Source organism: Streptomyces sp. NPDC001770 (genome assembly GCF_053596135.1).
In genome coordinates, this window is record NZ_JBSFFN010000031.1 from 33,279 (window position 1) to 52,593 (window position 19,315).

A 19,315-nucleotide genomic window follows, 5' to 3' on the forward strand; every position below is an offset into this window, starting at 1 on the left:
CCTACGCGGTTCGGGCCGGCTCGTGGAACCCGCGCGAGCCGCCGACGGGCAGGTCCCAGAGGCGCTCCTGCGGGTGGCCCGCACGGTGCCAGGCGGCCCGCAGCCGCACCAGCGGTTCCAGTACGGGTTCGGCGGAGAGCAGGAAGGTCGCCCAGTGCATCGGCGCCATCGCCTTGGCGCCGAGGTCCTCGTACGCCCGCACCGCCTCCTCGGGGTCGGTGTGCACGTCGGCGAGCCACCACCGGGGCGCGTAAGCGCCGATCGGCAGCAGCGCCAGATCGATGCCCGGGTGGTGGCGGCCGATCTCCCGGAACCAGTGGCCGTACCCGGTGTCCCCGGCGAAGTAGATCTTCCGTCCCGGCGCCCCCGGGGCGTTCCTCGTGTCGGTGAGGACCCAGCCGCCCCACAGCGACCGGCAGGTGTCGAAGAGGGTGCGCCGCGACCAGTGGTGCGCGGGGACGAACGCGAAGCGCACGCCCCGCAGTTCGGCCGTCTCCCACCAGTCGAGCTCGGTGATCCGGGTGAACTTGCGCCGCCTGAACCACCGGGCGAGCCCGGCCGGCACGAACACCGGCGTGTCGCGCGGGAGCCGGCGGAGCGTGGGTGCGTCCAGGTGGTCGAAATGGTTGTGGCTGACGACGACCGCGTCGACCGGCGGGAGCGCCTCCCAGGCCACGCCCACCGGGGTGATCCGCGCCGGGGTGCCGAGGATGCGCCGGGACCACACGGGGTCGGTGAGGACGGTCAGTCCGCCGATACGGACGATCCAGCTGGCGTGCCCGGCCCAGGTGACGGCGTCCTGACCGGACGCGGGCAGCGGGGCGGGGTCGAACGGCAGCAGGTGGACGCCCCGGAGCCCCGCCGCGTCGGGCCGCAGGGAGCGTTCGCGGACCAGCCGGGTCATGGCCCGGATGCCGGGCAGTGGCGCGGTGAGCCGGTCGGCGAAGCTCTTCGGCCAGACGCGCTCCCCGACGGGCGGGCACCCGGTCCGCGCGCCGGTGTGCTCCTGGGGCTCCCGGTCCGCGTCGGTACGGAAGGGCCCGGTCTGTTCGGTCATCGCGGGTCTCCCGTCACCGGAGTTCGTCGAAGGCCGCTGCGAACATGCTCAGCGCGTTCGCGACATGGGGCAATTCCAGCGGCGCCGCTGCGGTGAGGGCGGCGGTCCGCTGGTCCGGCGTCGCGCCCGCCAGATGGCCGGTCCCCAGGCGTGCCCGCAGCGCGCCCAGCTCGTCGCCGAACCGGTGCCCGCCCGGAGCCGGGGCGCCGAGCCGTTCGGTGAGGTACTCCTCCAGCTCCATGGAGTCCGTGACGCCGCGCTCGGCCAGCCGGGTGCGCAGCGGCCCGAGGTCGGCGTAGAGGTGCCGGCCCGCCTGCGGGGGCCTCGCCAGGGCCCCTGCGGCCAGCAGGGCACGGTGGGCGGCGGCGGCGGTCTGTGCCTGGAGCCGTGCGGCCTGCCGGATCCGGCCGGTGACCGCCTCCGGCTCACGCAGGGCGTGCGCGGCGGCCCGGGCGACCGGCGTCGCGACGAGGGCGCCCAGCGCGGTGAGGACGTCGAGGGTACGGGCGCGGTGCACGGCCCCCCGGCGGGTGGCGGGGAACCGTGCCACCGCGACGGGCCAGGCGGCGGGGGTGAGGGCGCCCGAGAGGTCGGTGAGGACGGTGACGTCGTCGGGGCACATCTCGGCGGGGCTGAGCAGCACGGTGTCGTACGGCCGGTGCAGGGTGTCGCGCCAGGTCTCGTCGCTGATGATGTGGAGGCCTTCGGCGACGGCCGCCTCGCACGCCTCGCGGACGAGTTCGGGCGGCGCGACGGTGGCGGTGGGGTCGTCGGCCACGGAGAGCACGAGCAGACGCGGGCGCCCGCCCTCGGCGCGCACCCGGCGGACGGTCTCCAGCAGGGCGTACGGGTCGGGCACACCGCCGCATTCGGCGGGCGTCGGTACGTGGTAGGCGGGCCGGCCGAGCAGTCTGGCCTGCGGAATCCAGGCCGCCGGGCAGGGTCTGGGCATGAGGACGTCTCCGCCGTGGGCGGCGATGAGCCCGAGCAGCAGCGCCTGGGTGCCCGGGGCCGCGGCGACGTCCGAGGGGCTGCCGCCGAGTCCCCTGCGGGCCCAGTAGGCGCAGGCAGCCTCGCGCAGGACCGTTCCGCCACCCGGGGGTTCCGGCCGTGTGTCCCCCGCGGCGGCGGCCAGTACGCCGACGAGTCCGGGGAGGGCGGGGAGCCCCGGGTCGGGGACGGGCGGGCCGTAGCGGACCGGGCCGTGGTCCTCCCGTGTGCCGTGCGGGTCCTGGGCGTCCCGTGTGCCGTGCGGGTCCCGTGTGCCGTGCGGGCCGTACTCGGTCCGGTGCATGGCCCTCCTCGTCCGCCTCCGCCCCCGTGCCGTTCCCCGAGTCTGTCGGGCTCTTTATACGGACGTTTCGGCCCGGGTGCCCGCGCGGCGCACCAACCCGGACAAGGCGGGCCCGGGGCGCGGAACAGGGCTCCCCGCCGGGAAAAGCGGGCGATCACTGTCAGTCGTGCGCACTAACATCACCTCATACGTTTGATGATCCCTTGGGTGAAGTGAGAGCTCTTCTTGAAGATATCCAGAGTCGGCACCCTGCTCGCCGCCGCAGCCGTCGCCCCCGCCTTCCTGCTGTCGTCCCCCGCTTCGGCGGCGGAGACGGCCGACGGGACCACGGCCGCTGCCGCAGGCACCTCGCCGTCGTCCTCGGCCGCCGAGGACCAGGACCAGGACCAGGCGGAGAAGGACCGGATCGAGATCCTTCGGCTCATCGGCGCGGCCGAGAAGGGCTCCGTGGTGGCCGAGAGGGGCAGCGCGGCGATCGACGAGGGTCCGGACGCGATGCGCGCGTTCCTGACGACTGGTCAGTACAGCGCCCGGGACACGGACAACCGGATCGCCGTCGCACGCATCATCGGCGTCGGCGGTCGCGGGGTGAAGGAAGCGGGCATGGCCGCCCTCAAGGGCACGCCCGAGGACCGCGTCGCCTTCCTGGAGACGGGGCAGTACGAAGCCCGCGACGATGACAACCGGGTGCTCGTCGCCCAGCTCATCGGCCAGGGCGGCCCTTCGGTGCAGGAGGCCGGCAAGGCGGCCCTGAAGGGCACCCCCGAGGACCGCGTCGCCTTCCTGGAGACCGGCCAGCACGAGGCCCGCGACACGGACAACAGCGTGCTGGTCTCGCAGATCGTCAACGCGGGCGGACCCCACGTCAGGGAGGCGGGCAAGGCAGCCTTGAAGGGCACGCCCGAGGACCGCGTCGCCTTCCTGGAGACGGGGCAGTACGAAGCCCGCAAGCAGGACGAGAAGGACGCCGCGGCATCGGGCGCCGGCTCCGCGGACGGTGGCGGCGGGACCACGGGAACCGACGGCACGGGCACCGGCACGGCAAACGGTGACCTGACCGGCGGGACCACCGGCGCCGACTCGGGCGCCGCGTCCACCGGCGGCGGCACGGTCGAACCCGTCTCCGACGACAAGGGCACCGACGGCACCGCCACCTCTGCCGCCGGTTCGGTCGGTTCGGTCGGTTCGGACGGCAACGCGGACGTGACGGCGCAGGGCGCCGGACCGCTCGCCTCCACCGGCACGGACCCCGCCACGGGTCTCGCCCTCGGCGGCGGAGCCGCCGCGATCGTGGCCGGCGGAGCCCTGGTGGTCGCCGCGCGCCGACGCCGTGCGGGTGCCGCGGGCTGACGGACCTGCGGTACGACTGACGGAACGGCCGGTGCACCCCTGAGCGGCGGGCACCGGCCGTTCGCATGACCTGGCGCGCGCCGGCCGGTGCCGCTCCGAGGCGTCGACGAACGCCCGGCCGGCACCGACGCACCTCCGGACGGACGGGCGACATCCGCCCCGGGCACGCCCCCGTACGGCCTCTTCCGCGCGCCTCCTGGTTCAGGACGGCGGGACCGGGTATCCGCTGAGCCATGTCCACACGCCCTCTGCCCACCACCTTCACCTCGTCCGACCGGCTCAGGGGCTGGCTCCAGCGGCGCGACCTGAGCGCGTTCCAGGGGGTCGCCGAACGGCACTGGCCGGGCGCCGAAGCCGTACTGCCCCGATTGAGCCGCAGCGCCAACCACGGCCTGCTGTGGTTCGGCGCCGCCGCGGGCATCGCCACGCTGGGCGGCAGCGCGCGGGCGCGCCGGGCCGCGCTGCGCGGGGTGGCCTCGCTCGCCCTCGCCTCCGCCGCCATCAACACGGTCGGCAAGGGCGCGGTGCGCCGGGACCGGCCGGTGCTCGACATGGTTCCGGTGATACGGCGGCTGAAGCGGCAGCCGATCACCACGTCCTTCCCGTCCGGGCACGCCGCGTCCGCCGCCGCGTTCGCGACCGGGGTGGCCCTGGAGTCCCTGGGCTGGGGCGCGGTCGTCGCCCCGGTGGCCGCGGCGGTGGCGGCTTCCCGGGTCTACACCGGGGTGCACTATCCGAGCGACGTCGTGGCGGGTGCCGCACTCGGCGTGGGCGCGGCCTTCGCACTGCGCGGGGTGGTACCGACCCGGGGCCAGCTCCCCGCCCCCGGGCGCCCGCCCACGGAGGCCCCGTCGCTCCCCGCCGGCGAGGGCCTGGTGGTGGTCGTCAACGAGCGGTCGGGGACCGCGAGGGGGACCGCTTCACTCGTCCGGGACGCGCTGCCGATGGCCGAGGTGGTGGAGTGCGCACCCGAAGCCCTGGCGGACACGTTCGCCGAGGCGGTCTCCCGGGGACGGGCGCTCGGCGTCTGCGGCGGTGACGGCACGGTCAACCTGGCGGCGTCCGTCGCCGCGACCCACGGGGTCCCGCTGGCGGTGTTTCCCGGCGGGACCCTCAACCACTTCGCGTACGACCTCGGCATCGAGACGGTGCACGACACGGTGGCCGCCCTGAAGGCCGGTGACGCGGTCCGGGTCGACCTCGGGCGCTTCCGTCCCGGCCCGCACGGGCCCGAGGGGGCGGACGGCTACTTCCTCAACGCGTTCAGCCTCGGCGTCTATCCGGAACTCGTACGGAAGCGGGAGCACTGGGCGCCCCGCATCGGCGGGTGGCCCGCCGGGATGCTCGCGGCCTTCGAGGTGCTGCGCGGGGAGCGCCCCCTGGAGGCGGAACTCCAGGGCAAGCGGCGCCCGTTGTGGCTGCTCTTCGTCGGCAACGGCCTCTTCCAGCGGGTCGGTCCCGCCCCCGGCAGGCGCCACAACCTGGCGGACGGCCTGCTGGACGTACGCGTGGTCCACGGCGGCCGGACCCCCGGGCTCCGGCTGATCGCGGCGGCCGTGGCCGGCCCGCTGACCCGCTCCCCCGTGCACGCGGCGGAGCGGCGCCGCCGGGTCCGGATCGCCGGACTGCCGCCGGGGACTCCGTACGCGTACGACGGCGAAGTGGCCCACTCGGGAACCGAGTTGCTCGTCGACAAGCTCCCGGAGGCGCTGACGGTCTACTGCCCCATGCCGGTGTGACCGGCCCCCGGCCTCCCGCGGTTCGCCCTGCCTCTCACGGTCGCGTGAGGGGCAGGGACCACGCGTAGGCGAACGCGGCACGCGCCCGGTGGTCGAAGGTGTCGCCGGCTTCGTAGGTGGCCAGGGACCCGCTGTAGCGGGAGTTCGGGGACCGCCGTGCGACGACGGTGAGGGAGCCCTTGTACAGCTCCAGCGTGATGTCGCCGGTCACCGCCGCCTGCAAGCTGGAGACGAAGTCGTCCAGGGCGCGGCGCAGGTCGGAGAACCAGTAGCCGTAGTAGACGAGTTCGGCGTAGCGCGGAGCCAGGGACTGCTTGTGGTGCAGTGTCTCGCGGTCGAGGACGAGCACCTCGAGTTCCTCGTGCGCCGCCATCAGCACGGTCGCGGCCGGCGCCTCGTAGATGCCGCGCGACTTGAACCCGACGATACGGCTCTCGACGATGTCGACGCGTCCCACCCCGTGCCCTGCGGCGACGGTGTTGAGCCGGCGCACCAGTTCGGTCGGGCCGAGCCTTTCGCCGTCCAGCGCGACGGGAGTTCCGGACTCGAATCCGATGGTGACCCGTTCCGGCCGGTCCGGGGCGTTTCTCGGGTCGGCCGTGAGCTGCCAGGCACGTGCCGGCGGCGGCCGGCCGATGTCGTCCAGTTCGCCGCATTCGATGCTGGTGCCCCAGATGTGGGTGTCGATGCTGTAGGGATTGCCCTGGCCGACCGGCACGTCGATGCCGTGTTCGCGGGCGTACGCGAGCTCCGACTCCCGGGTGGTCAGGTGCCGGTCGACGACCGGTGCGAGTACCCGCGGTCCGGAGTCGAGCGCGGCGGCGCCGGTGAAGAAGCGCGCCTGGTCGTTGCCCTTGCCCGTCGCTCCGTGGGCCACCGCGTCCGCGCCCTCCGCGTGGGCGATCTCGGCCATGCGCCGGGCGATCAGCGGACGCGAGAGCGGCGCGGCCATCAGGTACTTGTTCTCGTAGCGGGCGTGTGCCCGCAGCGCGGGCAGTGCGAAATCCCGCAGGAAGCGATCGGCGAGCGGCTCGACGTACACCTTCGAGGCACGGGTACGCAGCGCCCGCTCCTCGATCGTGTCCAGGGACTCGATCTGGCCTATGTCCGCGCGGAACGCGATGATCTCGGCGTCGTACCGCTCTTTGAGCCAGTGCAGGGCCACGGAGGTGTCCAGACCTCCCGAGCAGGCGAGCACGATCTTCATGGGTCCTCCGGACGTGCGTGCCGGAACCGGGGCACCCGAGCAACGGCGCCGGTCACGCCGGAGGCACGGGCACGGGTTCACAACCACCCCGACAGGGCCGCGCGGGATGCCCGCCCCTCCCTGCGGGGGTGCGCCCGCCCCGAAGGCCGCCGCGCCACGTCACTTGGGAACACGGCCAGTTCACCGGGTGGCCCCGAGGCCGGGTGCAGGGGGCAACAGCATCGATCAGCCACGCGAACCAGCCACGAGCGTCTCACATCACAAGACACGTATCTCATCATGCGGCGCACGGCGTACCGTTGGGACATCGCTCGAAGCAGCGTTCGGAGAGAGGACATTCGGCATGCCGAAGGAAACCGCCGTCTACACCCATGGGCACCACGAGTCGGTGCTCCGCTCGCACCGCTGGCGCACCGCCGAGAACTCGGCGGCCTATCTGCTCGGTGAACTCAAGCCCGGAATGTCCGTCCTGGACGTGGGCTGCGGGCCGGGGACGATCACGGCCGACCTGGCCGCACTGGTCGCCCCGGGCGCCGTGACCGGCGTCGAGACCAACCAGGACATCCTCGGCCAGGCGGCCGACGCCGCCCGCGAACGCGGCCTGCAGAACGTCTCGTTCGCCGTCGCCGACGTCCACGCCCTGGACTACCCGGACGACTCCTTCGACGTGGTCCACGCCCATCAGGTGCTCCAGCACGTCGGCGACCCCGTCCAGGCACTGCGCGAGATGCGCCGGGTCTGCCGCCCGGGAGGGATCGTCGCCGCCCGGGACAGCGACTACGCGGCGATGACCTGGTATCCGGAAGTACCGGGCATGGAGGCGTGGTTGACCCTGTACCGACAAGTCGCCCGCGCCAACGGCGGCGAGCCCGACGCCGGACGCAGACTCCTCTCCTGGGCCCGGCAGGCCGGCTTCACCGACATCACCCCGACCGCCGCCGCCTGGTGTTACGCAACGCCGGAGAGCCGGAGCTGGTGGAGCGGGCTGTGGGCGGACCGTACGGTCGCCTCCACCTACGCGAAGAGGGCGATCGAGGGCGGCTACGCCACGGCCGAGGACCTCACGGCGGCAGCGGCGGCGTGGCACGCCTGGGGCGAGGAGGGCGACGGCTGGTTCATGGTGCCGCACGGCGAGGTGCTCTGCCGGGTGTGACCGGGGACGGGTGTGACCGGGGACGGGACTCCCCGGTCCCGTGGCCGAGCGGCCCGCAATCCTCGGGTCCCGTCGAGGAGGTCCGGACCGGTGCGGGCGGCCGGTCCGGACCGGGGCGAATCGATCACACGACCCGGGAGCCCCAACTAACCTCGTGTGCATGGACATCCTGGGAACCACGCTACGCATCTGCGTCGACGACCTGGAGGCCTCGGTGGCCTTCTACGAGGGCATCACCGGCACCCGGGCACTGCGCTTCGAGCGCGGCGGGGTGTCGGTCGCCGCGATCGGCTGCTTCCTGCTCATGAGCGGGCCCGAGACCGAGCTGGAGGTGCTGCGCAAGGTGGCGGCCACCATCGCGGTCAAGGACGTGGACGAGGCCCGCGAGGCGCTCACCCGGGCCGGCGCGCACATCGTCGCGGGACCGGTCCCGACCCCCGCGGGCCGCAACCTGATCGCTCTGCACCCGGACGGCTCGGTCTTCGAGTACGCGGACCGCAACGCCGTCGTCTGACCCGCCCCGGCCCTCACCAGCACGGGCGGCCCTGCCACCGGGGGCGTCCGCCCACCCGGGCTCGCGCGGAACCGCGGGCCCGGGGACGAGGGCGATATTCCGCATGCCTCTCGTCCTTCCCGTCGTAACCTGGGCCGCGCGCGGATTTCTCCGCGGGAGGAACGCGCGCGGGAAACCTCCGCGTACGGCACGGAAGAAGTGCGGCACCGAAGAGTGCGGCACGGACGAAGGCAGGCACCACGATGGCTACGCAGCACACATACCGGGTGATCGTCCGGGGCACCTGGGACGGGCTGACGGACGACGCGCGGTCCCGGCTGCTCGCCGAGGTGGCGGATCACGGCCTCACGTCCATGCAGTTCACCGAGGAGGGCTCCCTCACCTACGACACCGTGCTGAAGCACTTCAGCTTCCGGTACCTCGTGGTGTCGGACGCCGAGGACGGCGAGGAGATGGCGTCCGCGCTCGCCGAGGAGCGTGCGGAGACCACGCTCGGGGCCCAGGGTTACGGCTACGGTCCACTGCGCTCCACAGCGACGGACATGGACACCATGAAGATCAATTACAAGGGCCGGCGGAGTCCCGGGGCCGCGTGACCGCGGCGGGACGGCCGAGGGGTTCCTCGGCGAGGAGCAGCACGGGCCCGGCGGCCGTGACGCGCAGGCCGGAGACTTCGACGCCGTGCGGGTCGTAGGCGTCCAGGACGCTCCCGCCCCCTCTACTGCGAGCACCGCGCCGACGGAGCGCGAGGAGATCCCCGCGACATCGGCGGGACGGACGGTGACGTACGTGCGGAAGGTGAAGAACCCGATGACGACCGCGGTCACCACCACGAGGAGCAGGAACCGGAAGCGCCAGGGCACCGGGGCGGCGGCGGTCGAGACGACCACCGGTCACATCACCGCACGGGTCGGCGCGATCAGTCCGCGCGCCCCCGGCAGGACGCCTCATCCGGGTGCCGTGCCGCAGAGCGGCGTGGCTCGGTGAAGAGGGCCGGCAGCACGGCCGGCAGGCGTCGGCGGGGAATCCGCCGGGTCATCGCGGTCAACGGGACGGCGGTCGCCATCACGACGAGGCCGTATCCGGCCACCAGGTAGCCACGGACGGCAGCAGCACCCGGAGACCGTGCGCGATCCGCGGCAGCAGACCACCGGCAGCGCCTCGACCGTGGCGAACGCGAAGAGTGCGAGCGACAGCCCGGCCCCCGCGACGAGCGCCCGCGCCCTCGGGACATCCGCCCCGGAGCCTTCATCTCCGACTACGGCGAGCCCGTATCCGTGGTCACGGCCGAGCCCTCCCCCCTCCCCCGCCGGGTCCACCCGCGCTACGACCCCCGAGGTGAGGGGGTACCCGAACGGATCCGGCGCGCAGCAGAAGACCACGCGAAGGTTTCCCTGTCAACATCGAAACTTTCGAACTCCGCGTGCTCCCCCGGCAGTCCGCGCGGCCCGCAATCGATCCGCGCGAGACAGCCACCCCGGCGACAGGACACATTAACTGACGGATCGCCATTTCAAGGCCGACACGGCTACGCAGGGCGGGAGTTGAGGGTGTTCAGGGTGTAACCACCCGATTGCCTCTGCGTGATGCGATCGTAACCGGGCCGTGCGGGCGGGGGGCTGGTGGCGAGCCGACCGAGCCGCGTATGTTGCCGCCCACAACATTCAACGCCCGTGTACGCACCGCGTGTTCGCCGCGTTGCCGGTAATCCATCACTGCCGACCCGTGCGACCGGCGCCGGACGGCCGTACCCCCAGAAAGGGGCCCTTCCGATGCGCAAGGGACTTGTCCTCGCCGGCACCTCCATGGTGCTCATGACTTCGCTCGCCGCCTGCGGCAGCTCCTCCGGTGACGACGGAGCCGACGGCGGTGCCAAGAAGCCGAAGATCGGCGTGATTCTTCCGGACAGCAAGTCGTCGGCCCGCTGGGAGGACGCGGACCGCCCGCTGCTGACCGCCGCCTTCAAGGCCGCGGGCGTGGACTACGACATCCAGAACGCGGAGGGCGACAAGCAGGCCTTCCAGACCATCGCCGACCAGATGATCACCAAGGGTGTCAACGTCCTGGTGATCGTGAACCTGGACAGCGGCACCGGCAAGGCCGTCCTCGCCAAGGCCAAGTCGCAGGGCGTGGCCACGATCGACTACGACCGGCTGACCCTGGGCGGCTCCGCCCAGTACTACGTGAGCTTCGACAACACGGCCGTCGGCAAGCTCCAGGGCGAGGGCCTCGGCAAGTGCCTGACCGACCTGAAGGCCGAGAAGCCGGTCGTCGCCGAGCTGAACGGCTCCCCCACCGACAACAACGCCACGCTGTTCGCCCAGGGTTACAACAGCGTCCTCGACCCGAAGTACGCCTCCGGCGAGTACGGCAAGGGACCCAACCAGTCGGTTCCGGACTGGGACAACGCCCAGGCCGGCACGATCTTCGAGCAGATGCTGACCAGCGAGCCCAGGATCGGCGGAGTGCTGGCCGCCAACGACGGCCTAGGCAACGCCGCCATCGCCGTGCTGCGCAAGAACCACCGCAACGGCCAGGTGCCCGTCACCGGCCAGGACGCCACGGTCCAGGGCCTGCAGAACATCCTGGCCGGGGACCAGTGCATGACGGTCTACAAGGCCGTGAAGAAGGAGGCGGACGCCACCGCTCAGCTCGCGGTGAGCCTGGCCAAGGGCGAGAAGGGGAAGACCAACGCCACCGTCAACGACCCGGAGGGCAAGCGCGACGTCGCCGCGGTCCTCGAGACCCCGACGGCCATCTACCGGGACAACGTCAAGGACGTCGTGGCCGACGGATACGTGACCAAGGCCGACCTGTGCACCGGCAAGTACGCCGCCCTGTGCACCAAGTACGGCATCCAGTAGACCAGTCCGGACCGGTCGCCCCGGCCGGGCGGTCCGGCAGACCGTGCCGGGGCGTCCCGGCGTGACCGAGAGGCCCCGGACCGGACGCTCCGGCCGGGGCCCGCGGCGCAACGACTCGTAAGGAGCCGTCCACCCATGACAGCGACCCCGATCCTCGAACTGCGGGGGATCGACAAGAGCTTCGGCGCGGTGCAGGTACTGCACGAGGTGAACTTCGCCGCCTACCCCGGGGAGGTGACCGCCCTGGTCGGCGACAACGGTGCCGGCAAGTCCACGCTGGTGAAGTGCGTCGGCGGGATCCATCCGGTCGACTCGGGCGAGTACCTCTTCGACGGCAAGCCGGTCCATGTGCACAGCCCGCGCGACGCCGCTCAGCTGGGCGTGGAGATCGTGTACCAGGACCTCGCGCTCTGCGACAACCTCGACATCGTCCAGAACATGTTCCTCGGCCGTGAGAAGCGCCGGGGCATCGTGCTCGACGGCTGGACGATGGAGGAGATGGCCGCCAAGACACTGAAGAGCCTCTCCGTCCGTACCGTGAAGTCGGTCCGCCAGAAGGTCTCCAGCCTCTCCGGCGGGCAGCGGCAGACCGTGGCCATCGCCAAGGCGGTGCTGTGGAACAGCAAGGTGGTCGTCCTCGACGAGCCGACCGCCGCGCTCGGCGTCGCGCAGACCGCGCAGGTCCTGGAGCTCGTCCGCAGGCTCGCCGACAACGGACTCAGCGTCGTGCTGATCTCGCACAACATGAACGACGTCTTCGCGGTGTCCGACCGGATCGCCGCCCTCCACCTGGGCCGGATGGCCGCCCAGGTCAAGACCTCGGACGTGACGCACGCCCAGGTCGTGGAACTGATCACCGCGGGCCGCAGCGGGGACCTGGGCCTCGCCGACAGCAACGGAGCCACCACATGACCGCCCTCGCGCCCGAGAAGCCGGAAGGACACGGAGAGGCCGGAGCATCCGGCGCCGACGACCGCACCGGGACGGCCGGTACCGGCGCGCTCGCCCGTGCCTACGTCGAGCGGGTGCGCGGCGGCGAACTGGGCGTGCTCCCCGCCGTCCTCGGCCTCGTCGTCCTCTGCGCGTTCTTCGCGATCCTCCGCCCCGTCTTCCTGACCGAGCTCAACTTCGCCAACCTGCTGACCCAGAGCGCGGGCAGCATCGCCATCGCCATGGGCCTGGTCTTCCTCCTTCTCCTCGGCGAGATCGACCTCTCCGCCGGGTACGCCAGCGGCGTCTGCGCCGCCGTACTGGCGATCCTCCTCACCGACCACGGCTGGCCCTGGTACGGAGCGGTGGGCGCCGCGATGCTGACCGGGGTGGCGATCGGCCTGCTCCTCGGCACCCTGGTGGCCAGAATCGGGATTCCGTCCTTCGTCGTCACCCTGGCCGCGTTCCTGGGCTTCCAGGGCATCGTGCTGATCCTCCTGAAGGAGGGCACCAACATCTCGATCGAGGACCGGACGATCCTCGCCATAGCCAACAACAACCTGAGCCCCGCGCTCGGTTGGGTGCTGCTCGCGGTCTGCGTCGCCGCCTACGCCGCCGTCCAGTTCCGCGCCAACAGCAACCGCAGATCGCGCGGACTGGCCACCTCACCGCCCGCCCTGCTCGCCCTGCGTCTCGGGGCGGCCACCGTGCTCGGCGGCCTGGCGGTGTACCTGCTCAACCAGGAACGGAGCCGCAACGTCATCGTCGACTCGCTCAAGGGCGTGCCCATCGTGGTACCGGTCATCGGCGCCCTGCTGGTCATCGGCACCTTCGTGCTCCAGCGCACCTCCTTCGGCCTGCACATCTACGCGGTGGGCGGCAGCGCCGAGGGGGCCCGCAGGGCAGGCATCAACGTGGCCTTCATCCGCGTCGCCGCCTTCGTCATCTGCTCGGCCATGGCGGCCGTCGGCGGCATCATCGCCGCCTCGCGAGGCAACTCGGTGGACCCGAACACCGGCGGCAGCAACGTGCTGCTGCTCGCCGTCGGCAGCGCGGTCATCGGCGGCACCAGCCTCTTCGGCGGTCGCGGACGCGTCATCGACGCCGTCCTGGGCGGCATGGTGGTCGCCGTGATCCAGAACGGAATGGGCCTCATGGGGTACAGCTCGGGCGTCAAGTACGCTGTCACCGGTTCGGTACTGCTGGTCGCCGCGGGGGTGGACGCTCTGTCCCGCCGCCGCGCCGCTCAACGATGAGGCTCACCGCCGCACAACGATGAGGTTCACCCTATGAAAGCCGGTCCTTCCCAGGAGGAAATACGCCGGCACAACCTCAGCACGGTGCTGCGCCACGTACACATCGGCGGCCCCGCCTCCCGGACCGTTCTCGCCGAACGCATGGGAGTCAACCGCAGCACCGTGCTGGGCCTGGTCAGTGAGCTCACCGCCGCGGGCCTCGTACGCGAGGAACTCCCCCGGGACACCGGCCGGGCGGGACGGCCCTCACTGGTCGTACGGCCCGAGCCCGCACGCGCGTACGTCCTGGCGTTCGACATCGGCGTCGACCGTCTGACGGCCGCCCGCATCGGCCTGGGCGGCCTCTTCCTCGACCGGCGCGAAATTCCCTGGCCCGGGGCGGGCCCCCAGCGCCCCGGCGAGGTCGCGGACGCGCTCACGGCATCGGCCCGGCAGATGCTGACCACGACACCGGCCGGCAGCCACTGCGTCGGCGTGGGGGTGGCGGTGCGCGGTATCGTCCGCCACCCCGACGGACTGGTCCGTTTCGCGCCCAACCTCGGCTGGACGGAGGAGGACTTCGGCGCCCAGCTCGCCGACCGCCTCGGCCTCTCCGTCCCGGTCACCATCGGCAACGAGGCCAATGTCGCGGCCCTCGCCGAGCACTTGCGCGGCGCGGGCGCCGGCTGCCGGAACGTCGTCTACCTGCACGGCGACATCGGTATCGGGGCCGGTGTCATCGTCGACGGACGACTGCTGCGCGGCGACGAGGGGTACGGCGGCGAGGTCGGCCACATGATCGTGAACCCGCACGGCGGAAGGCGCTGCGGCTGCGGGGCCACCGGCTGCCTCGAAGCCGAAGCGGGCGCCCGGGCGCTCCTGGAGGCCTCCCGGCGTGACGGCCGTACCCCGGGCTACGACTCCGTACGCGCCGTCGTCGCCGCCGCGGACCGGGGGGACGTCGTCGCCGCCGCGGCGCTGCGCGGCGTCGGCGACTGGCTCGGTATCGGGGTCGCCAACCTGGTCAACCTCTTCAATCCGGGAACAGTGATCTTCGGCGGGGTACTGCGTGACGTCTTCCTCGGGTCGGCCGCGCAGGTGCGCAGCCGCATCAACACCACCGCTCTCAGGGCCTCCCGCGAGAATCTCCGGCTGCGGGTCTGCGAGCTCGGCGACAGCACGGTGCTGATCGGCGCGGCGGAACTCGCCTTCTCCGAGAGTCTGGACAATCCCCTGGAGGTCCTGGCCCGGCTCGACGGGCAGCGGGCGCTCGTCGACTGAGGGTGCCGGCGCCGGGCGCACACGGGGAGCCCGGCCGCCGAGAAGGCGGTCGGGCCCGCGCAGTCGTGGCGGGCGTCGCCGGCCCCTCCCGTACGTCGGGGCCGTACCTCTTCAGCTCCACAGCTCCACCGGCCTCGGCACATGGTGGAGGTGCGGACCAGGAGAGTGGGGGTGACCGGCAGCCGTGCCTTGCCCAGGTCTTCCCGTTCCCGCCGGGTCCGGCCGGAGCGGAGAGGAGGCCCCGCCGCCGCGACGCGGGTACGTGTGGTCCGTGCGAGGCTGGAGAGACGTACGGGTACGGGCGGAGCCGCTTGCCCCGGGCAGCTCCGTGCACACCACACGGAAAGGTACCGACATGGCTGACACCTCCCTCGCGGGCCGACGGGTTCTGGCGATCGTGACCAACTACGGCGTCGAACAGGACGAGCTGATCGTACCGGTCGCGCAGCTGCGGGACAGCGGCGCGGAAGTGCAGGTGGCGGCCGTCTCCCCGGACGAGATCCGCACCCTGGTCGGCGACAAGGACCCGGGCAGGGCGGTACGGCCGGATCTGACGCTGGCGGACGTCGATCCGACGGCGTACGACCTGCTGCTCGTCCCCGGCGGGACGCTGAACGCCGACACTCTGCGACTTCAGGACGAGGCACTGGAGATCCTCCGGTCGTTCACCCGGAGCGGCCGGCCCGTCGCGGCGATCTGTCACGGCCCGTGGCTGCTGGTGGAGGCCGGTGCGGTCGACGGCCGCACGCTGACCTCGTATCCCTCGGTGCGCACGGACATCCGGAACGCGGGCGGGACCTGGGTGGACGAGCCGGTGATCGCCGACACCGCCGGTGACTGGACCCTGATCACCTCCCGCACCCCGGACGACCTCGGCCCCTTCGTGCGCGAGGCGAAGGCGGCCCTCGTCGTCCGTAAGGGCTGAACGCGGGCCGCAGGGAGCTACCGATGACGCATGCCGCGATCTTCGACGTGGACGGAACCCTCGTCGACACGAACCATCTGCACGTGACCGCGTGGTGGGAGGCCTTCCGCCAGGCCGGACACAGCGTCGCCATGCACGACATCCACCGGTCGGTGGGCCTGGGCGGGAACGATCTGATCGCCGGGCTCCTGGGCGAGGGACGCCGCGAGGAGGAGGACGACCGCATCAGCGCCGCGCACTCGACGCTGTACGCGACCTTCTTCGACCGGCTGCCCGCCTTCGACCGGGCGGCCGACCTGTTGCGGGAGCTGGACGGGCGCGGCTGGCAGGTCGTGCTGGCGACCTCGGCGACCGGCGCCGAACTCGGCGCGCTGCGGCGCGTGCTGGACGCCGACGACGTCGTCCGGGCCACCGCGTCGGCCGGCGACACCGCCGAGGGCAAGCCCGCCCCCGATCCGGTGGAGCACGCGATGGAGCTGGTGGGCGGCGCACCGGAGACCTCCGTCTTCGTCGGCGACACCGTCTGGGACATGAGGGCCGCCGCACGGGCGGGGGTCACCGCGGTCGGGGTGCTGAGCGGCGGCATCCCGCGCGAGGACCTCGTGGAGTCCGGCGCCGCCGGGGTGTACAGCGATGTCGCGGACCTGCTGAACCGCCTCGGCCGGAGCCCTTTCGCCGTCCCGGACGCCGGCTGAGGAACGGGCTGCCGGCATCCGGGAGACGCCCCGCGCGGCACACCTGTCAGCCCTGCTCCTCCGGCAGCATCTCCGAGGTGATCGCCCAGCGCTCGTGGTCGCGCCACGCTCCGTCGATGTGGAGGAAGTCCGGCGAGAACCCTTCGAGCCGGAAGCCGGCCCGCCGCACCAGCGCGATCGAAGCCGCGTTGCCGGGCTGCACGTTGGCTTCCAGCCGGTGCAGTCCGAGCGGCCCGAAGGCGTACCGGAGGACGAGACCGAGCGCCTCGGACATCAGCCCCCGCCCGGCGGCGTGCGCGAAGGCACCGTAACCGAGGGCCCCGCAGCGGAAGGCTCCGCCGACGATGTTGTTGATGTTGACGAATCCCGCGATCGCACCGTCCGCCGCACGTTCGCCGACGAGGAAGCCCTCCCTGTCGGGGCTCGCCAGCAGCCGTCCCGCGTAGGCGGCGTACGCCTCCTCCTCGGTGGGCGGGAAGAGCCAGGGGCGGTGCAGGGCGCGGCTCTCCCGTGCGCGGGCGGTGAACTCGGCGGCGTCCTCGGGGGCGAAGCGGCGCAGCGAGGTCAGCGGACCCTGCGGGAGACCCGCGCCAGAGTGTCCGGCGGACGGGGCGTGCGCGGTGGCCCCGGAATCAGGAGCCGCTTCGGCGTGCGGGGCGCCGACAGAATGATCATCCGATACGTGCATCGGCCCACGGTAGGACGGACCGGACGGAGGCGGAAACTCCTCACCCGCCCCGGCGCACCCGCTCACCCGTTCCCGGTCGTCACTTGTTCCGCCGCCGGAACACGTATCCCCCGCAGACCAGGCCCGCGAGGAAGACACCCAGCAGAGCGAGCCAGAGCGGCATGGTGACCGTCGGGACGATGACGCGGATGGTGACGTCCCCGGTGTTCACGCAGATGAAGACGATCGCCAGCACCGCGATGACGGCCACGACGATACGGCCGGGGGTGAGCCAGCCGTTACTGGCTCCTCTGCCGTCGCTGGACACGTTCTTGGGGCTCATGGGTCCGGCCTTTCCCTGGTCGCCGGAGCAGCCCCGCGCGGGTCGGGCCGAACGCGACCGCCCTCCGGCGACCAGCATGCGCCCGTGGGGCGTCCGGCGACCGGTGGTGTGCGTCCGTTCGGGTGACGCGCGACTCAGCCGGCCGGGACCACCGGCAGTTCCAGCACCCCGGTGTCCTGCGGTGAGGCGGAGACGGTGACGGGCTTGGCCCCCCGGTTGCCGTAGTACGCGGTGTCGCTCCCCGCGATCACGAGGCGGAGCCGGTGTCCGGCGGCGAACCGGTGGACGATGCCCGGCAGCCGTACGGTGAAGGGCCTGGTCACGTCGGGGACGCGCACGGGGGCGACCAGCCGGTGGACGAGCTCGACGGACCCGTCGGGGGCGAGGTCGTACATCTTGACGAAGAGCACCAGCCGGTCGGCGGCGTCCCCGCTGTTCTGGGCCTTCTCCGCCTTCGGGGAGGACACCCGCAGCCGGGCGCGCGGCGCGCCCACGACGTCGAGGCCGGCCGCGAGCGGGGCGGAGGTCCAGTCGAGGTGGGTACCGGCGGTGTCGTACGGGTCGATGTCGGGGAGTCCGGTGAGCCCGGAGAGCGAGGTCTCCGAATGGCTGCTGGGCAGCGGCCAGTTGGTGTACGAACGGCTGCCGGCGACCACGTCCTGGCGGCGGTCGGTCAGGGTGCCGTCGCCGGAGAGGTACAGGGTGCGGGAGGGTACGGGCGGTGCGTCGGCGGTGCCGTATCCGCTCGTCCAGTCGCGGTAGTACGCGAAGGCGGGCCCGGTGTCGGCGGCCTGGTGGCGGAGGTAGCGGCCGAACCAGGCGAGGATGCGCCGGCCGACGTAACTGGTCTCCAGATTGCCCTGCGACAGGTCGAGTTCACCGGGGGTGGCGCCTCCTCCGCTGTGCCCCCAGGCCTGCCAGATCATCTTGGCGGGGGTGCCGTGCGCCCGCAGCGTGTCGTAGGTGTCGGTGGCCTCGTTCAGGTTGAACAGGGTGTCCGCCTGGCCCTGCACCAGGAGGGTGGGCGCCTCGACCCGGTCGAGGTAGGAGACCGGGGAGACGCCGCGCGTGTAGGCGAGCACGGCGCCGGCTTCGGCTGCCGGGTAGCGGCCGGAGTTGAGGAAGCTGATGGTGTCGCAGGCCTCGGGGGTGAAGTGCAGGCAGTCCAGGGTGCCGAAGCGTGACGGGTCGAGGCTGGGGGCGAGGAGCGGCTGCCCCTCGCCCATCAGGTAGAAGCCGTTGGTCCACTGCCATTTGAAGACGCCCGGGGCACGGGAGGCGGCGGCGCCTCCCACGACGGTGCTTCCCGTAGCACTGCTCCCCGTGGCTCCGCTTCCCGTGACGGTGCTTCCCGTGGCGCTGTCGGGCGTCACGTTGTTCGGCGCGAGCGAGTAGCCGAGGTCGTTCCAGGTGATGAGGGGGACCAGCGCGTCGACGCGGTGGTCGGCGGAGGCGGTGGCCAGTTGGACGGCGCCTCCGTACGAGCCCCCGATCATGCCGACGCGCGGGTCGCCCGCCCCGTCGAGCGTGACGAAGTCGGCGCGGGTGCCGTCGTCGGCCGCCCGGGTGCCCGCGAGGAAGTCGACCAGTCCGGAGGCGGCCTTCCCGTCGGCCTCCGGGGCGTCGAGGGTGATCAGGCAGCCGGACCGGCCGAAGCCGAGGCCGGAGTAGACCAGCCCCACGTAGCCCCGGGCGGCGAAAGCGCGGCCGAGGGCGTCGGTGGAGCCGTCCGACTTGCTGCCCGCGAAGCCGTTGGTCGCCAGGACCGCCGGAACGGGGTGCGCGGCGTCGGCTCCGCGCGGGCGGTAGAGGTCGGCGTCGACGGTGCAGTCGTGACCGCCCGCGCGCACGGTGAACTTCAGCGGGGTGACGGTGTACGGCTCGTCCACCGCGCGGGCGGGGGCGGCCAGGACGAGCGGGGCGGTCAGCGCCGCTCCGGCGAGGGCCGCGAACGGTTTCCCGAACCTGGCGACGACACCTGACACCGCGGACCTCCACACCCAGCGCACCGGAACCACCGGCCGACGCCTGAACAGACCACCGAAACGTCGAAACGCGCGG

General features: G+C 72.6%; 18 protein-coding genes. 12 read left to right on the forward strand and 6 right to left on the reverse strand.

The window, feature by feature from the left end:
- Position 1 precedes the first annotated feature (1 nt).
- Positions 2-1,057, reverse strand: coding sequence for an MBL fold metallo-hydrolase (locus ACWCSV_RS25155; RefSeq protein WP_451145790.1), 1,056 nt, complete (start codon positions 1,055-1,057; stop codon positions 2-4).
- A 13-nt stretch (positions 1,058-1,070) separates the two neighbouring features.
- Positions 1,071-2,351 carry an aminotransferase class I/II-fold pyridoxal phosphate-dependent enzyme gene (locus ACWCSV_RS25160; protein ID WP_451145792.1) on the reverse strand — a complete coding sequence of 427 codons (1,281 nt, stop codon included), beginning with the start codon at positions 2,349-2,351 and terminating at the stop codon, positions 1,071-1,073.
- 225 nt (positions 2,352-2,576) lie between these two features.
- Between ACWCSV_RS25160 and ACWCSV_RS25165 the strand changes: the two genes are divergently transcribed.
- Complete coding sequence (locus ACWCSV_RS25165; RefSeq protein WP_451145794.1) at positions 2,577-3,701, forward strand: ALF repeat-containing protein; 1,125 nt, start codon at positions 2,577-2,579, stop codon at positions 3,699-3,701.
- Positions 3,702-3,934: 233 nt separating this feature from the next.
- Positions 3,935-5,440 carry a phosphatase PAP2 family protein gene (locus ACWCSV_RS25170; protein ID WP_451145796.1) on the forward strand — a complete coding sequence of 502 codons (1,506 nt, stop codon included), beginning with the start codon at positions 3,935-3,937 and terminating at the stop codon, positions 5,438-5,440.
- A 34-nt stretch (positions 5,441-5,474) separates the two neighbouring features.
- Here ACWCSV_RS25170 and ACWCSV_RS25175 read toward each other — a convergent pair whose 3' ends face one another.
- On the reverse strand, positions 5,475-6,647 hold the full coding sequence (locus ACWCSV_RS25175; protein ID WP_451145798.1) for an argininosuccinate synthase: 1,173 nt from the start codon (positions 6,645-6,647) through the stop codon (positions 5,475-5,477).
- Between the two features lie 343 nt (positions 6,648-6,990).
- On the opposite strand from ACWCSV_RS25175, the gene ACWCSV_RS25180 reads away from it, so the two are divergent.
- From ACWCSV_RS25180 to ACWCSV_RS25225, 10 genes are all read left to right on the forward strand, one after another.
- Positions 6,991-7,800 (forward strand): class I SAM-dependent methyltransferase, encoded by an 810-nt coding sequence (locus ACWCSV_RS25180; protein ID WP_451145800.1) that lies wholly within the window; start codon positions 6,991-6,993, stop codon positions 7,798-7,800.
- A 160-nt stretch (positions 7,801-7,960) separates the two neighbouring features.
- Positions 7,961-8,314 (forward strand): VOC family protein, encoded by a 354-nt coding sequence (locus ACWCSV_RS25185; protein WP_390961826.1) that lies wholly within the window; start codon positions 7,961-7,963, stop codon positions 8,312-8,314.
- A gap of 242 nt (positions 8,315-8,556) precedes the next feature.
- Positions 8,557-8,910, forward strand: coding sequence for a DUF6204 family protein (locus ACWCSV_RS25190; protein ID WP_451145802.1), 354 nt, complete (start codon positions 8,557-8,559; stop codon positions 8,908-8,910).
- Positions 8,911-9,124: 214 nt separating this feature from the next.
- Complete coding sequence (locus tag ACWCSV_RS25195) at positions 9,125-9,301, forward strand: hypothetical protein (protein ID WP_451145804.1); 177 nt, start codon at positions 9,125-9,127, stop codon at positions 9,299-9,301.
- Positions 9,302-10,086: 785 nt separating this feature from the next.
- Positions 10,087-11,178: a sugar ABC transporter substrate-binding protein gene (locus tag ACWCSV_RS25200; RefSeq protein ID WP_451145806.1), complete on the forward strand. Its 1,092-nt coding sequence runs from the start codon at positions 10,087-10,089 to the stop codon at positions 11,176-11,178.
- A gap of 135 nt (positions 11,179-11,313) precedes the next feature.
- Positions 11,314-12,090, forward strand: coding sequence for an ATP-binding cassette domain-containing protein (locus ACWCSV_RS25205; RefSeq protein WP_451145808.1), 777 nt, complete (start codon positions 11,314-11,316; stop codon positions 12,088-12,090).
- Positions 12,087-13,364 (forward strand): sugar ABC transporter permease, encoded by a 1,278-nt coding sequence (locus ACWCSV_RS25210; RefSeq protein ID WP_451145810.1) that lies wholly within the window; start codon positions 12,087-12,089, stop codon positions 13,362-13,364. Before ACWCSV_RS25205 ends, ACWCSV_RS25210 begins: the two co-directional genes overlap by 4 nt.
- 33 nt (positions 13,365-13,397) lie before the next feature.
- Positions 13,398-14,624 (forward strand): ROK family protein, encoded by a 1,227-nt coding sequence (locus ACWCSV_RS25215; protein WP_451145812.1) that lies wholly within the window; start codon positions 13,398-13,400, stop codon positions 14,622-14,624.
- A 355-nt stretch (positions 14,625-14,979) separates the two neighbouring features.
- Positions 14,980-15,549: a type 1 glutamine amidotransferase domain-containing protein gene (locus ACWCSV_RS25220; RefSeq protein ID WP_451145814.1), complete on the forward strand. Its 570-nt coding sequence runs from the start codon at positions 14,980-14,982 to the stop codon at positions 15,547-15,549.
- 23 nt (positions 15,550-15,572) lie between these two features.
- A complete protein-coding gene (locus tag ACWCSV_RS25225; RefSeq protein WP_451145816.1) occupies positions 15,573-16,244 on the forward strand; it encodes an HAD family hydrolase in 672 nt (223 codons plus the stop codon).
- 46 nt (positions 16,245-16,290) lie between these two features.
- Here the strand turns inward: ACWCSV_RS25225 and ACWCSV_RS25230 are convergent, their stop codons facing one another.
- The 3 genes from ACWCSV_RS25230 to ACWCSV_RS25240 form a co-directional block, all read right to left on the reverse strand.
- Positions 16,291-16,932, reverse strand: coding sequence for a GNAT family N-acetyltransferase (locus ACWCSV_RS25230; RefSeq protein ID WP_451145818.1), 642 nt, complete (start codon positions 16,930-16,932; stop codon positions 16,291-16,293).
- Between the two features lie 79 nt (positions 16,933-17,011).
- Positions 17,012-17,254, reverse strand: coding sequence for a LapA family protein (locus ACWCSV_RS25235; RefSeq protein ID WP_327179035.1), 243 nt, complete (start codon positions 17,252-17,254; stop codon positions 17,012-17,014).
- Positions 17,255-17,388: 134 nt separating this feature from the next.
- Positions 17,389-19,239 (reverse strand): CocE/NonD family hydrolase, encoded by a 1,851-nt coding sequence (locus ACWCSV_RS25240; protein ID WP_451145821.1) that lies wholly within the window; start codon positions 19,237-19,239, stop codon positions 17,389-17,391.
- Positions 19,240-19,315 lie beyond the last annotated feature (76 nt).